This window comes from Aquimarina macrocephali JAMB N27, from assembly GCF_000520995.1.
GTDB lineage: Bacteria > Bacteroidota > Bacteroidia > Flavobacteriales > Flavobacteriaceae > Aquimarina > Aquimarina macrocephali.
On sequence record NZ_JACA01000001.1, the window covers coordinates 582,566 to 597,445 of the forward strand.

Below are 14,880 nucleotides of genomic sequence, written 5' to 3' on the forward strand. Positions count from 1 at the left end.
TGGAAGATTTGGCTTTACTATTTTTATTTCTCTATTCTATCGAATCAACCATTTCTTTTAAAAATGTATTGAAATCAACTCCTGCATCTCCAATAAGTCCAAATCGTACAATGACCAAATCTTTAGAAGGAATAATAAACACCCGTTGTCCCTGAAATCCATTTGCAGAAAACATATCTCTTGGAGCGTCTGGATAAAATCCTCCAGCATTTAGCCAAAAATGCCCTCCGTAATCTCCTTCAGATGTAGGGCTTGGGGTTGTCACATAATCCACCCACGAAGGTTCAAAAATCTGCTCTCCGTTCCAATTCCCTTTATGTAGATATAATAATCCAAATTTACCCCAATCCCTTACTGTTGCCCAAGCATAAGAAGAGCCTACATAATTACCTGTCATGTCCGTTTCTATAAGCATAGAATTCATTCCTATTTTATCAATAAACTCTCGATATGGATAATCAAGATACTCCTGGTAGCTTTTGAACTGTTTTCTCAAAATCCCAGATAGCAGGTTAGACACACCAGAAGAATAATACCAATATTCATTGGGTTTGTGAATTGCTTTTTTATGAATTTGGGGAATTGTCATATCTTTATCTACATATAACATTTTTGTAACATCAGAAATAGAGCCATAATCTTCATCCCATTCCAACCCACAATTCATCTGTAAGAGATTATTAATCGTTATCTCTTTTCTTTCATCATTTTGCCATGCAGACACTGGGGCTTTATCTTGTATATTAATTGCACCTTGTTTTTGTAACACGCCATAAACTGTAGAGAGAACACTTTTCGTCATAGACCACCCTAGCAACTTAGAATCTTTATTCAATCCATCTATATACTTCTCGGCAATAATCTGATCTTTATAAAGCACAAGAACAGCCCTTGTTTTCTTTATATACTCTCCATTCGTATCAAAAATTGAAGTAATAGTCCTATTTATCTTATCATAATCGACCGTAGTAAAAACTGTATCTTTTTGTTCTAATTGGCCATATGGATATGATAACCTTGTCTCTATTTTAGTTCTTTGCGGTATTAAAACAGGTATATTTTCATCAAAATCGTCATCGATCAAAACACTACCCAATCCTTCTCTATAAATTGCTTTTCTCTCTTTAAGACCAAAAACAGAGGCAACAGATGTCCTGTTATTCATATTTACCTCATCATCTGCCAAATTAACCGGAGCAAAATTATTATCATTTAAATCCGTAAACTCTAAACTTCTGTTTGCAATAAAAACCGATGAATTCATATTCTTTGCAGAATATCCTGTTAGAATTGTAAGTTTTGGGTAATTCAGTACAAATGCAATACAAATTCCTGCAAATAGAATAAGAAAAGCAATCCCAATAATTTTTTTAAGTCGTTTCATTATAAAAAGGGTTAAATCATTCTAAAAATAAACAATCCTAATTAGAAATACTTACTACTTTTGCAGAAAGAAATTGATATGTTAGATGTACAGAAAATACGAGAAGATTTCCCAATACTTACCAGAGAAGTACACGGAAAACCTTTGGTGTATTTTGATAATGCGGCCACATCTCAAACACCGCAGGTAGTTATAGACGCCATTGTAGATTATTACAGCAACTACAATGCGAATATTCATCGTGGTGTTCACACTTTATCACAAGAAGCAACAGATGCATACGAGATGGCTCGTAAAAAAGTGCAGAAACATTTTAATGCAACACACACACATGAGATTATTCTCACTTCGGGAACAACTCATAGTATTAATATTATTGCTACCGGATTTACCTCTCTTCTTTCTGAAGGTGATGAAATCATTGTTTCGGCATTAGAACATCATTCTAATATTGTGCCTTGGCAAATGTTATGTGAACGAACAGGGGCCATCCTTAAAGTCATCCCGATGAACGAAGATGGTGAATTAGTAATGGATGTGTATGATCAATTACTTTCTAACAGAACTAAACTTGTTTTTACTAATCACATCTCTAATGCATTAGGAACTATAAATCCTATTGAAGAAATTATTGAAAAAGCACATAGCGTAGGTGCAGCTGTATTGATCGATGGTGCACAAGCTTGCCCTCATGTTAAGCCAGATGTTCAAGCTTTGGATGTAGATTTTTATGTTGCTTCTGCACACAAACTCTGTGGACCCACAGGAGTAGGTATGCTATACGGAAAAGAAGAGTGGTTAAACAAACTACCTCCTTATCAAGGTGGTGGTGAAATGATCGAGCAAGTTACTTTTGAAAAAACTACCTATGCCGGGTTACCCCATAAGTTCGAAGCTGGCACTCCTAATATCTGTGGCGGTATAGCTTTTGGAGTAGCGATCGATTATATGAATAGTATTGGTTTTGACAATATTGCTGCATATGAGAACGAACTTCTTGAATACGGTACACAAAAATTATTAGAAATTGAAGGGTTAAAAATTTACGGTACCTCCAAAAACAAAACTTCTGTAATCTCTTTCAACCTGAATGATATTCACCCCTATGATGTAGGAACTATTGTAGATAAACTTGGTATTGCAGTACGTACGGGACATCACTGTGCACAGCCCATTATGGATTTTTATAAAATACCAGGAACGGTTCGTGCTTCTTTTTCATTCTATAATACTAAAGAAGAAATTGATGCTTTGGTCGAAGCCGTTAAAAAAGCCAAGATGATGCTCTCGTAAATTATTTTTATACCATTTGGTTTTGTTCAACGTTATTTAATTACCATACAACGTCTTAAATAAAACAACCAATCTATGAGTAAGTTTTTTTCCTTATTAAGTATCGTTATTTTATTTTCTTCATGCCAGGAAACCAAGCGAGTATTTATAGCTAATACTTTGGAAGATTGTGTTGGCGTTGGCCCTCAAAAATGCATGTTGTATAAAGAAAACCCAAGTGATGAATGGACTTATTTTTACGATACAATCGAAGGATTTGAATATGAAGAAGGATATAACTATGAAATTGAAGTTACCGTTACCAAAGTAGAAAACCCTCCTGCCGATGGTTCTTCATTACACTATACTCTAGTTAAAATACTATCAAAAGAAAAAAATCGATCCATAGCCCAAAACATTCCTTTAAAGAATAAAAAAGATCAGGGCAATATAGTTAATGTCGAATACCAGGCACTCTCCAGGGGTTCCTTTTTTCAAATCAAAATTAATAACGATCGTATTGAAAAAACTACCGATGTAAATTTAAAAAATAGTCATTCAAAAAAATGCTCAAAAAAAGATTGGAATACCATTACTTCACTCCTCGAAACTATAGATATTGATAAAATAAGTGAGCTAAAAGCACCTACCGAAAAAAGACTTTTTGATGGTGCTCCCCATGCACAACTAAAGATCACTTCTTCTACCAAAACGTTTGTCTCGAATGGCTTTGATCACGGACATCCTCCTCAAGAAATACAACAATTAGTTAATACTATACTATCATTGGCAGAAAGTATTGAATAGCAACAATTCTTGTTGTACTTTTGTTGAAAATTTGTACGTAATGACAATACAAGAAATCCAGGAAGAGATTGTTGATGAATTTGGTATGTTTGATGATTGGATGCAGCGATATGAATACATGATTGAACTAGGGAAATCTCTACCTCTTATTGAAGAAAAATACAAAACAGACGACAATATCATAAAAGGATGCCAGAGTAAAGTGTGGGTACACGCCGAAATGAAAGATGATAAAGTTCAATTTACTGCAGATAGTGATGCCATTATTACCAAAGGTATTATTGCAATATTGATACGTGTCTTTTCTGGGCAACATCCCGCGGCCATCATTGAAGCTGATACTAATTTTATTGATGAAATTGGTTTAAAAGAACATTTATCACCAACACGTGCTAATGGTTTAGTAAGTATGATTAAACAACTAAAAATGTATGCTATCGCTTACCAAACACAATTGAATTAAATCAATTTTTGTCGCATAAAGCTTGTTAAAGCAATATTAAAACTAAAAAAATGAGTGAAACCACTATAGATACAAACGACTTAGGAGAAAAAATTGTACGAGTATTAAAGACAATCTTTGATCCAGAAATTCCGGTTGATATATACGAGCTAGGGCTAATCTATGATGTATTTGTTAATGAGGATTATGAAGTAAAAATTCTAATGACACTTACTTCTCCTAACTGTCCTGTAGCAGAGTCTCTACCAGAAGAAATACGAGAAAAAGTAAAATCTCTTGATGCAGTAAAAGATGTAGAAATGGAACTTACTTTTGATCCACCATGGTCACAAGATTTAATGAGTGAAGAGGCTAAACTAGAACTGGGAATGCTGTAGCAGAGAATGCAGTCATTTCGGAACAACTTTCTAAAATAAATAAACAAGGAAAATGAATCCTGAACATTATAGTAAATTAGAAAGAATGTATCTACAGGCAAATATCAACACTGCATTGTATGATACCACCAAAGTCAAAATCGATGAAGGTTTAGCACAAATCGAGCTTGAAATTTCAGAAAAGTATTTTCATGCATTAGGAGCTATACACGGTTCTGTATATTTTAAACTACTCGACGATGCTGCTTTTTTTGCTGTAAATTCTATTGTAAAAGATATTTTCGTCCTTACTACTTCGTTCAATATTAATTTAATACGACCTGTCGATAAAGGAATAATTACAGCTGTCGGAAAGATAAAATTTAAATCCAGAAGCCTATTTGTTGCAGAATCAACTTTATACAATCAAGATGGTAAAGAAATTGCTTTTGGAACTGGAAATTTTGCAAAAAGCAAGATAGAACTTTCAGAAAAAATAGGGTATAAATAACATAATACAACGATACAATGGCCGATGAAATTGTAAATAGAGTTGCTAATAATAAAAACCTCATCACTTTTGATTTAGAAGAATACTATCCTAAAGGCAATCGTATTCTTTTTGATATTAAAAATTGGCTTTTTGAGGGGTTAATTTTACGCGAAAAAGAGTTTAGAAAATACGTCTTAGATCATGACTGGAGTCAATACCAAGACGTCTATGTTGCATTAACTTGTTCTACAGATGCTATTATCCCAGGCTGGGCATACCTTTTATTGACTAGCTCATTACAGCCCTTTGCAAAAAAAGTAGCCGTAGGATCTTTAGAAGCTCTGGAAACGATACTCTATGCCGAAATTATAAATACTATTGACATTTCAGAATATCAAAACAAGCTGATTATTATAAAAGGTTGCACTAACAAACCTGTTCCTCAAGGGGCTTATATCGATTTGATCCAAAAATTACAACCTGTTGCAAAAAGTATTATGTATGGAGAAGCATGCTCTTCTGTTCCTCTATATAAAAGGAAATAGGTTCTTTTGTCTATTAATACTGTTTTTTATCGAAAAATAATGGTCTGCCAGCATACTTTTAGGGTAAAAAACGTTTCTTAAAATATATTTGCCAACATAAAAATTTACACTGGTTATTTATGCCGGTTAATAAATTATTTAACCATAAAAATAACCTGATTAAATTCCTTAAAACTATCATCAAATGAAAAAAACATTGCTAACTGTAGTTCTATTAATTAGTTCTACGATTCTATTTGCACAAGAAGAAACAAAAAAAGACGAAGCTCCTAAAGATGGATGGACCAAAGGAGGTAATATTAGCCTTTTAATAAATCAATCTGCTTTTAATGCAGAATGGCTAGGAGGAGGAACATCTAATATTGCAGGAAATTTCTCTCTATCTTATGACTTTAATTACCGTAAAGGAAAACTCACTTGGGATAATAAAATTCTTGCAGATTATGGTCTTACCAAACTTAAAGATCAAGAGTTTATACGTAAAACTAATGATCGCTTAGAGTTAAATTCATTATTGGGTAGACAAATCAAAGAATCACTATGGTATTATTCTTTTTTCTTAAACTTTAAAACACAGTTTGATAAAGGATACGAATATGGAGAAGAACCTATTTTAGATACAACTACTGGAAATGTTATAGGAACAAGAGAAATCCGAACAGAAACTACTCGTATTTTTTCTCCTGCTTATTTACAGTTAGGTCCAGGTATGTTATGGAAAAAAAGTGACAATCTCAAAGTTAATATCGCCCCTGCAACAGCACGATTTATTTTTGTACATGATAAGTTTACAGAGGTGGGTAATGATCAGGCAGCAATAGATGCTTTTAATGATGCCGGAGGTTACTTTGGAGTAGAAGCAAACGACACGTTTCGCTTTGAATTTGGTGCGGCACTTAATGGGTATGCTAAATTTGAGATCATGAAGAATGTATCTATGGAAAACATTTTAAATTTGTATTCTAACTACTTAGAAGATCCACAAAATGTAGATATAGATTATACTGCAAACATCGTTATGACAATTAACAAGTATTTATCTACTAATCTAACATTTCAGGCTATCTATGATGATAATGCTGTTGGTGCTTTTCAGATTAGAGAAGTGTTTGGTCTAGGAGTAAATTACGGGTTCTAGAAACAAGAAAATATAGCTCTTTAAAAAAGCATCTTTTATTTGATAAAAGATGCTTTTTTCTTTAGTAAGTCTACTGTATTTATGCTTTACTAGGCACTAATTTCATATGAAATTCATGTTTATCCTCATCAACTGTCTTAAAACCCATACGTTCATATAAATACTTAGCTGGGTTTTCTTTTAATACTTTTAGTATCATATTTTTATTTGAAGCTTTGGCAGTTTCTATTAGATCTTTAATCACATACTTCCCTATTCCATGACCTTGATATTCGGGTAACACTTGTATTTGTAGTATTTCTATCGCGTGTCCCGTTTCAATATATTTCAATACACCTGCTCTTTGATTTGATTTTAATATCACATAAGCACTATCATATTGAAAATCTATTCTGGATAAATGTTCTTCATCGGATAAGAAAATTCCCATTTTCTGTAAGTGCTCGACCATTGTTGCCATTCTTAAATTAAATAAGAAATCCTTATCCGATTCTTTCGCTTTAATCAGTTCTAATTTTTCCATAGGAAATCATATAATACAGTATCACGAATATACCTTAAATTATGAAATACATTTTTGATAATACATATCATAAAAAAAGTAAAAGCGAGAGTAAAGAAAATACTCTCGCTTTTTTATGTATCTCATTTGCAAGCAAATTACTTAGAACGATCCTCTGCAGCAGGTACTTTGTTCTTTGGGTTTTTGTCACTTTCTTTAAGTGTTTTTAGCACTTCATTAATAGCGCGATCCAGTTGCACGTCTATACCTTGAGCATCTTTTCCTGGGTTTTCTGGAACATGGATATCCGGCTCTACACCATGTCCTTCTGCAAACCAGGTTCCATCAGGATTATACATTCTAAATGTAGGTACTGTTACATATCCACCGTCTATTAATTCTGGTGCTCCCGAAATTCCTATTAGTCCTCCCCAGGTTCTTGTACCAATAAGCGGTCCTACTTTTCTTTTCTTGAAATAATCTGGAAACGCATCTCCTCCACTACCACTCCATCCATTAATAAGCATCGCTTTAGGCCCGTAATGTCCTCTTGGAGGCCAAGCCCAATCTTTGCCTTCTCGCACCTTGTAATAGCTTAATAATGGTCTGTTTAATAATTCTACAAATCTATCTGGTATTTGTCCTCCATTATTAAATCTTTCGTCAATAATTAATCCATCTTTATGATGTTGAGCATAGAACATTCTAACTAATTCTTCTTGCCCATCTATTCCTGTACTTGGTACATAAATATATCCTATTCTTCCTCCTGATTTTTCATCTACATATTTTCGCATTTCTTCAATCCAGGCAAGATTTCTCAGCCTCGCTTCACTTTTTATGGGCTGTACAAGATATTGCTCGCTATTTTTGCCATCAGGAGTTTTACTAACTGTAATCTCTATCGTTTCATTTGCTTTTCCTTCTAATGCTACATAAGGATCTGCATACTCTGTTAATTCTATTCCATTAATACGCAATATATAATCACCTTCTTCAACTAATACTCCAGGTTTTCTAAGAGGAGATTTAACCTCAGTATCCCAAGGAGCTGGCGTAATGATCTTTTTTATTCTATATTTTCCCTGATGCATTTCCCAGTCAACACCGAGATAACCAGTAGTTTTGTTAGAGCTTGATACTACATCCCCTCCACCTCTATATGTATGAGAGGCATTTAGTTCTGCAATTAATGCTCCGGTTATTTTATTAAGGTCATTTCGACTTGCTGCATATTCTATTAATGGCTCATATTTCTTTTTCATAGCTTCCCAATCCAATCCGTGTAGATTTTTATCATAGAAAAAATCTCTTTCTAAACGCCATATATCTGCAAAGATTTGTCGCCATTCTTCTTTTGGGTTGACGGTCATTTCCATTTTAGAGGTGTCTATATGATCTTCGAGAGATTGATCTTTTGCTACTTCTATAATGCCCATTTTTTCTTCGCTAAACACTAGAATACTATTATTATCAAACGAAACTTTATAATCGTCTACATTTTCAAGAATTGTCTTTTCTTCATCCTCTTCAAAATCATAATATTTTAAAACTGATTTTTCATCCTTTGATCCTGTTCTTGGATGTTTTAAGAAAATGACTTTACCTTTAGCAGCCTTTATTCCTCCCGTATTTCCTAGCTCTACTGGTAAAATGATCATTCTGGATTCTATACCATTAAAATCTATGCGTATCGGTTTTACCTTTTGTTCTTCTTCTTCTTTCTTTTTATCTTTAGAATCCTCTTTCTTTTTATCACCTTCATTTATAGCAACTACATCATTTTTTAATTCAATAGGGTGTACTGCATCTTTTGTAAGCGGAATGATTCCTATTTTAGTTGCATTAGGATATGTCCAGCTATTATCATAATCACTATATACCGGATCAAAGGTTCTATTGGTCGTACAATAGATATACTTGTTGTCAACAGAAAACACAGGATTTCCATCATCATAAAAAGCAGAAGTGATGATGTTCTTTTTCTTTTTATCGATATCGTATATAATGATATGCTGATTTCCATTTTCATGAGAATTTGCATAGGTTATATATTTACTATCACTTGACCAACTTACCGAGAATCCTGATAGGCCGCCTTGAAACAATTGAATTTCCTGATCTATTTTGGTAATCGTATTGTTAGTAATATTTGCCAGTCTTATATGCATTTCCTGATCAACAAAAATTAATTTTTTACTATCAGGAGACCAGAACAGTTGATATCTAAATCCCGGGCCTTGTTTTGAGATTTGTTTCTCTGAATTATCTTTAAGGTTTCTTACCATTAATTCATACTCTCCTGTTTTATCACTCCAATATGCAATATATCTTCCATCTGGTGACCAACTTGGATAACGCTCTGCAATGCCACTTGTACGTGTTAGGTTCTTGGTAATCCCATCTTTTTTAGGCACAGAAAAGATATCTCCTCTGGCACCTACAATAATTCTATTACCATCTGGTGCAATACCTACACTATGAATGTATTTTTCTGCTTTCTTTACTTGAGGTTTTAATCCTGTAAAATCCCCAATAGCACTTATAGATATTTCTTTTGTTGTTTTTGTTGCCACATCTAACAGATATAGTGTTCCTCCAGCTTCAAAAACGATTTCAGATTTTCCTATAGACGGCCGTTCAATATCAAATTCTTTAAAAAATGTAATTTGCTCGTGTTGTTTTGATTGTAGGCTATATTTCCAGATATTAAACTTTTTTGAAGAATCTTTATCCGAAAGATAATAGAGGTCATCATTATTCCACATGGGTAGTTCATCATTACCATCGTTATTGGTAATGTTTTCAGAGGTTAAGGTTTTGAGGTTAAAAAGATAGATATCAGAAGCCATTCCTCCTCGATATCTTTTCCAGTTTCTGCTAAGCCTTGATTTATCTGTCATTGCTACAAGATCACCATTAACATGTAGATCTAATTCTTCGACTTTGCTTATTGGTATTCTTACTGGTAGTCCTCCATTAACAGATATTTTAAACGCTTTAGAAAAACGTTGTTTACCACTTTCCATTCTAGAAGTGTAGATTAAAAATTTTCCGTCTTTAGTCCACGCTTTAATATTATCAGACATTCCGTGGGTTGTAATTCGTTTTGGAATACCACCAGTTACAGGAATTGTATATATGTCATGGTTGCCATCATAATTAGCATTAAACGCTATAGTTTTTCCATCTGGAGAAAATTTTCCCATTGTTTCTCGGCCTGGCTTAGTTGTTAACCGATGTGCTGTGCCTCCTTGTTTATTTACAATCCATAGGTCATCTGCATAAGTAAAACAGATATGAGAATCAGAAACATCTGGATATTGAATCATTTTTGCTGGTAGTTGGCCATAATTTATGTTTGGCAACAAATACAATAAAAATAGTGTAATAATCTTCGAGAGATTTTTCATGACATTAAAGTTTGTTTTGTGATTGATATGTATTGTTTTTACTATGACCTATGATTATTTAAAACGTTACATCAAGTGCTCTGATTATTATCTTGTTATATTCATGTGTCATTATATCAAAAGTATCCCAAATGGTTTTTATTTTTATACGATTCTGACACATTAACCTACTGTTAACGTTAATATAGTATGTAATTACCGAACAATAAAGGGTTTACTTATCTATGTTAATAGATGAGTGAATATGAATTGATACTATGGTAAGTAGTCAATGCAGATGCAATTTTATGTAAGATGTTTTTAAGAAATATCTCTAATTTGAAAAAGCTAAGTGCATACCGTATCTTTGTATTCTACCCTTGCAATAAAAGATCAAATGAGTAGATTTTTTTTAGCTATTTTTCTGTTTCTGTTAGTAACAAAAATTTCTGGTCAGGAAAAAGAAAAAACAAAATACCTGGATTCAATTCAAGTTAATTTAAAACGTTCTCTTGATAGTATTTTAAAAAACACCACAAATGACTTAAATATCATAGTTTTAAAACAGAAACTAAAAGAAATTACTCCTAAAAAACCAAAAGAAGAACATATCGGGTGGAAAAATAAGGCAAACTTTACTTTACTTTTTAATCAATCTGCATTTAACTACGACTGGCAAGGTGGAGGAACATCTAATATTGCTGGAAATGTTACATTAAATTATGAGTTTAACTATAAAAAAAATAGCCTAACCTGGGATAATAAAATTATTGCAGATTACGGACTTACTTTTTTAAGAGGAGAGGATTTTGCTCGTAAAACCAATGATAGGATCGAATTTAATACTCGATTGGGGCAAAAAATTGGTCAAGGTTTCTGGAACTATTCTTTGTTTATCAATTTCAGATCTCAATTTGATAAAGGATATAGATTTACCAAAGATCCCGATACAGAAGAGACTATTCGTACAGAAGAAACTCATTTCTTTTCTCCAGCTTTTATACAGATCGGACCAGGACTATTATGGAAAAAAAGCGATAATCTACACATTAATATTGCTCCAGTCACCTCTCGTATGATATTTGTAGACAAAGAATTTACCAATATTGCAGATTATGTAGATGGTGATTATTTTGGTGTAGATGCTGGCGAAAGCTCTCGATTTGAGTTTGGTGGATCTCTTGCGGCATATTCTAAATACACTTTGGCAAAAAATATAACTCTAGAACAACTTTTAAACCTGTACTCTAACTATATTGAAGATCCGGCCAATGTAGATATTGATTATACATTAAATATTAGCTTACTTGTAAACAAATACATTACAGGTAGTTTTGTGTTTCAAGCAATTTATGATGACAATGCTACCAGCGGATTTCAGATACGTGAGGTAATTGGATTAGGGCTTAAATATAAGTTTTAAGTTAGAGCTTGTTTAAACACCTTGCTTCCTGAAAACTACTATTTTGAGAACCTTAAGGTATACTTCAAATAATTCTAATATCTCGATATGCTCATGATTTGAAGTATACTCAGAACCTCAAACCACTGATTTTCAGTTCTCATTGTAATTAAATATGCTCTTATTCTTCGACAATCTCAGGATATAAAAAGTTATTATAAGGGAAACGAGTTACATGAATATTTCGTGTTTCTTTATATACTCGTTTTCTAAAGTCATCAATATTCTCTTTCTTGATCGCAGAAATAAACAAGGCGTTATCTCCTATTTTACTCATCCAAGTCTGTTTCCATTCTTCTAGAGTATAATGAGCTTTGGTTCTTTCTGTAGTTAAATCATCACTATCTATTGTCTCATGTTGATAAGCATCAATTTTATTAAAAACCATCATAGTGGGTTTATCTCTACAATCAATTTCATCAAGAATCTTATTCACTGATTCGATATGATCTTCGAACTGTGGATGAGAAATATCTACTACATGTAATAATAAATCTGCTTCTCTTACTTCGTCTAATGTGCTTTTAAAACTCTCTACCAGTTGAGTAGGTAGTTTTCTAATAAAACCAACTGTGTCACTAAGTAAAAATGGAAGGTTGCCAATAACTACTTTTCTTACTGTAGTGTCCAGAGTAGCAAAAAGTTTGTTTTCTGCAAAAACCTCGCTTTTGGCAATAACATTCATTAGTGTAGATTTACCCACATTGGTATACCCTACTAAAGCTACTCTAACCAATTTTCCACGATTACCACGTTGTGTCGCCATCTGCTTATCAATGGTAAGCAGTTTCTTTTTAAGCAAAGAAATTCGGTCTCTAACAATACGACGATCTGTCTCTATCTCTGTTTCTCCCGGACCTCGCATCCCGATACCACCACGTTGTCTTTCTAAGTGAGTCCACAAGCCTGTTAATCTAGGTAATAAATATTGATACTGTGCCAACTCTACCTGAGTACGGGCATAGCTGGTTTGAGCACGTTGGGCAAAAATATCAAGGATTAAATTGGTTCGATCTATAATTTTAGCCTTTAGAATACGCTCTATATTACGAAGTTGACCTGGGGATAATTCATCATCAAAAACGACAGTACCAATATCATGTTGTTCTACATAAATTCGTACATCCTCCATTTTTCCTGATCCTATAAAAGTTTTAGAATTAGGCATATCCATCTTTTGGGTAAATCGTTTTACCACTTCGCCCCCAGCTGTAAACGTAAGAAATTCTAATTCATCCAAAAACTCTTCAAGCTTCTCTTCATCTTGATTCTTGGTTATGATTCCTATCAAAACTGTTTTCTCGTATGCTATTTCTTCTCTTTCTAACATTAGCTACCTAATCTTCTATATCTTAATTTATTATATTGTGCCTTTAAACAAATGTACAAAAGTACAACAATTATGTACTCGGGAACCAACATTATAGCCGGTTTCTTATAAAATTAAATGCCATGGCCAATAAATTTTATTTCAGTAAAAAAAGCACAAATCACTTTACCATAGCATTTTATAACCTGGAGAATTTATTCGACACCAAAGATGACCCGAAAACCTTAGACAATGATTTCTTGCCAGATTCTGAAAAAAAATGGAATCAAAAACGTTATGAAAAAAAAATATTCAAGCTTGGTACAGCCATTTCTAATATTGGATTTTCAAAGACAAGAAGAGCTCCTATCCTGGTTGGTGTTGCAGAAGTAGAAAATAAAGCGGTTCTCAAAGATCTTATAAACTCTAAACATTTAAAACAAAAAGAGTATGGTATTGTTCATTATGATTCTCCAGATGAACGAGGTATTGATGTAGGATTACTATATCAGAAACAATATTTTGAAGTAAAGAATTCTAAAACTATTACTGTTTTGGTAGATAATGAAAAAGGAGAACGGGACTATACTCGCGATATTCTATGGGTAACCGGTGCTTTAAATCAAGAAGAAGTTCATATCTTAATAAATCATTGGCCATCAAGAAGAGATGGAGCAGAAAGTACAGCCTATAAGCGCATTGCTGCCGCAGAAAAAAACCGTGAGATTATCAACCAGATTACTGATAAAAATCCTAATGCAAAAATTATCATCATGGGAGATTTTAATGATGATCCTTCTAGCGAAAGTATAAAAAATTTGGTGCAGCAAGATCTTTTTAATCCAATGGAACGACTCCTTACCCGATACAGAGGTAGTACCAGTTACAGAAGTCAATGGAACCTGTTTGATCAAATAATCTTTAGCCATAACTTTCATCAATATGAAGGGGGAAAACATAGTTTTTCTAATGCTGCCATCTTTGATGATGACTTCCTAAAGATCTACAAGGGTCGCTATAAGGGTACTCCTTTCAGAACTTATGCAGGAAGAAAATATAAAGGAGGATACAGTGATCATTTTCCTGTGTATATACGTTTAAGACACAATATATAGGAGGTGTTTTAACCCTGGTAAAACAGGTAAAAGACCTAAAAAAAGTCCGAATAGTTTGAAATTCAAGCTATTCGGACTTTTCTATTTTGACCACTGTCTATATTCGCCAAATAAACCAATAATTTTAAATATGAAAACACAAAATTTTAAAAATCTAGTTTTTTTATGTGTGGGACTTTTAATGTTTTCCTGCAGTAAATCTGATCTTTCTGAAGCCGATGAAACATTGGTATTAGAAAAAAGCGAAGTTGAAATTGTAGAGAATCAAGATGCTAAGGGGATAATACTCCCTGGATTGCTACCTGGGATTTATGGGTCTACAAATATTAATACTTATGAAAATGAGACGTATAGTTATGTTTTAACTCAGGCAGAACAAAATGCTGTTCCGAGTAGTTCAAGACGATTCAAAGTGCGTTTTCAAGTATGGTCTGGGGGTGCTTGGGTGCATAAAAAAACATACAGTAACCAACCTAGTACAGTAACAGCCAAATTTCCAAAATATGGAAATAATAACACTGTCTTCTGGAGAATTGGGTTTCAGATGTATAATAAAAACACAAATGTGCACTACAGTAAAAAATGGAAAACAATCTTAGTACATAATTAAACACAGTACTTACATTGTACCTTCTAGATCAT

Annotated in this window: 14 protein-coding genes; 10 read left to right on the forward strand and 4 right to left on the reverse strand. The window is 33.2% G+C overall.

The window, feature by feature from the left end; all coding sequences use genetic code 11:
* Positions 1 to 31: 31 nt before the first annotated feature.
* Entirely contained in the window at positions 32 to 1,384 is a 1,353-nt protein-coding gene (locus tag Z054_RS0102700) for a serine hydrolase domain-containing protein (RefSeq protein ID WP_024768563.1), read from the reverse strand.
* Between the two features lie 78 nt (positions 1,385 to 1,462).
* Between Z054_RS0102700 and Z054_RS0102705 the strand changes: the two genes are divergently transcribed.
* The 7 genes from Z054_RS0102705 (at position 1,463) to Z054_RS0102740 (ending at position 6,458) form a co-directional block, all read left to right on the forward strand.
* Positions 1,463 to 2,677 (forward strand): aminotransferase class V-fold PLP-dependent enzyme, encoded by a 1,215-nt coding sequence (locus Z054_RS0102705; protein ID WP_024768564.1) that lies wholly within the window; start codon positions 1,463 to 1,465, stop codon positions 2,675 to 2,677.
* Positions 2,678 to 2,752: 75 nt separating this feature from the next.
* Positions 2,753 to 3,463 carry a DUF4377 domain-containing protein gene (locus tag Z054_RS29850; protein ID WP_084050047.1) on the forward strand — a complete coding sequence of 237 codons (711 nt, stop codon included), beginning with the start codon at positions 2,753 to 2,755 and terminating at the stop codon, positions 3,461 to 3,463.
* Between the two features lie 40 nt (positions 3,464 to 3,503).
* Positions 3,504 to 3,926, forward strand: coding sequence for a SufE family protein (locus Z054_RS0102720; protein ID WP_024768565.1), 423 nt, complete (start codon positions 3,504 to 3,506; stop codon positions 3,924 to 3,926).
* 50 nt (positions 3,927 to 3,976) lie between these two features.
* A complete protein-coding gene (locus Z054_RS0102725) occupies positions 3,977 to 4,303 on the forward strand; it encodes a DUF59 domain-containing protein (protein ID WP_024768566.1) in 327 nt (108 codons plus the stop codon).
* Between the two features lie 52 nt (positions 4,304 to 4,355).
* On the forward strand, positions 4,356 to 4,793 hold the full coding sequence (locus tag Z054_RS0102730; protein WP_024768567.1) for a PaaI family thioesterase: 438 nt from the start codon (positions 4,356 to 4,358) through the stop codon (positions 4,791 to 4,793).
* A gap of 17 nt (positions 4,794 to 4,810) precedes the next feature.
* Positions 4,811 to 5,320 (forward strand): DUF2480 family protein, encoded by a 510-nt coding sequence (locus tag Z054_RS0102735; RefSeq protein ID WP_024768568.1) that lies wholly within the window; start codon positions 4,811 to 4,813, stop codon positions 5,318 to 5,320.
* A 184-nt stretch (positions 5,321 to 5,504) separates the two neighbouring features.
* Positions 5,505 to 6,458 carry a DUF3078 domain-containing protein gene (locus Z054_RS0102740; RefSeq protein WP_024768569.1) on the forward strand — a complete coding sequence of 318 codons (954 nt, stop codon included), beginning with the start codon at positions 5,505 to 5,507 and terminating at the stop codon, positions 6,456 to 6,458.
* Between the two features lie 79 nt (positions 6,459 to 6,537).
* Here Z054_RS0102740 and Z054_RS0102745 read toward each other — a convergent pair whose 3' ends face one another.
* Positions 6,538 to 6,981, reverse strand: a complete 444-nt coding sequence (locus tag Z054_RS0102745) for a GNAT family N-acetyltransferase (RefSeq protein ID WP_024768570.1) — start codon at positions 6,979 to 6,981, stop codon at positions 6,538 to 6,540.
* Positions 6,982 to 7,118: 137 nt separating this feature from the next.
* The gene (locus tag Z054_RS0102750; protein ID WP_024768571.1) at positions 7,119 to 10,373 is read right to left on the reverse strand and encodes a S41 family peptidase; all 3,255 of its coding nucleotides are present in this window, start codon (positions 10,371 to 10,373) and stop codon (positions 7,119 to 7,121) included.
* A 376-nt stretch (positions 10,374 to 10,749) separates the two neighbouring features.
* Here Z054_RS0102750 and Z054_RS0102755 point away from each other — a divergent pair, with 376 nt between their 5' ends.
* Complete coding sequence (locus Z054_RS0102755; protein ID WP_084050068.1) at positions 10,750 to 11,775, forward strand: DUF3078 domain-containing protein; 1,026 nt, start codon at positions 10,750 to 10,752, stop codon at positions 11,773 to 11,775.
* A 160-nt stretch (positions 11,776 to 11,935) separates the two neighbouring features.
* Here the strand turns inward: Z054_RS0102755 and hflX are convergent, their stop codons facing one another.
* Positions 11,936 to 13,144, reverse strand: coding sequence for a GTPase HflX (gene hflX / locus Z054_RS0102760; RefSeq protein ID WP_024768573.1), 1,209 nt, complete (start codon positions 13,142 to 13,144; stop codon positions 11,936 to 11,938).
* 122 nt (positions 13,145 to 13,266) lie between these two features.
* Between hflX and Z054_RS0102765 the strand changes: the two genes are divergently transcribed.
* Positions 13,267 to 14,238: an endonuclease/exonuclease/phosphatase family protein gene (locus Z054_RS0102765; RefSeq protein ID WP_024768574.1), complete on the forward strand. Its 972-nt coding sequence runs from the start codon at positions 13,267 to 13,269 to the stop codon at positions 14,236 to 14,238.
* Positions 14,239 to 14,368: 130 nt separating this feature from the next.
* Positions 14,369 to 14,848: a hypothetical protein gene (locus Z054_RS0102770; protein ID WP_024768575.1), complete on the forward strand. Its 480-nt coding sequence runs from the start codon at positions 14,369 to 14,371 to the stop codon at positions 14,846 to 14,848.
* The last annotated feature ends 32 nt before the right edge of the window (positions 14,849 to 14,880 follow it).

Bases quoted from the DNA above. Each gene is read 5' to 3' on its own strand.
- Z054_RS0102705 (WP_024768564.1), top strand. From the start codon at position 1,463: ATGTTAGATGTACAGAAAATACGAGAAGATTTCCCAATACTTACCAGA.
- Z054_RS0102725 (WP_024768566.1), top strand. From the start codon at position 3,977: ATGAGTGAAACCACTATAGATACAAACGACTTAGGAGAAAAAATTGTA.
- Z054_RS0102700 (WP_024768563.1), bottom strand. From the start codon at position 1,384: ATGAAACGACTTAAAAAAATTATTGGGATTGCTTTTCTTATTCTATTT.
- hflX (WP_024768573.1), bottom strand. From the start codon at position 13,144: ATGTTAGAAAGAGAAGAAATAGCATACGAGAAAACAGTTTTGATAGGA.
- Z054_RS0102730 (WP_024768567.1), top strand. From the start codon at position 4,356: ATGAATCCTGAACATTATAGTAAATTAGAAAGAATGTATCTACAGGCA.
- Z054_RS0102755 (WP_084050068.1), top strand. From the start codon at position 10,750: ATGAGTAGATTTTTTTTAGCTATTTTTCTGTTTCTGTTAGTAACAAAA.
- Z054_RS0102735 (WP_024768568.1), top strand. From the start codon at position 4,811: ATGGCCGATGAAATTGTAAATAGAGTTGCTAATAATAAAAACCTCATC.
- Z054_RS0102765 (WP_024768574.1), top strand. From the start codon at position 13,267: ATGGCCAATAAATTTTATTTCAGTAAAAAAAGCACAAATCACTTTACC.
- Z054_RS0102720 (WP_024768565.1), top strand. From the start codon at position 3,504: ATGACAATACAAGAAATCCAGGAAGAGATTGTTGATGAATTTGGTATG.
- Z054_RS0102770 (WP_024768575.1), top strand. From the start codon at position 14,369: ATGAAAACACAAAATTTTAAAAATCTAGTTTTTTTATGTGTGGGACTT.
- Z054_RS0102740 (WP_024768569.1), top strand. From the start codon at position 5,505: ATGAAAAAAACATTGCTAACTGTAGTTCTATTAATTAGTTCTACGATT.
- Z054_RS0102745 (WP_024768570.1), bottom strand. From the start codon at position 6,981: ATGGAAAAATTAGAACTGATTAAAGCGAAAGAATCGGATAAGGATTTC.
- Z054_RS29850 (WP_084050047.1), top strand. From the start codon at position 2,753: ATGAGTAAGTTTTTTTCCTTATTAAGTATCGTTATTTTATTTTCTTCA.
- Z054_RS0102750 (WP_024768571.1), bottom strand. From the start codon at position 10,373: ATGAAAAATCTCTCGAAGATTATTACACTATTTTTATTGTATTTGTTG.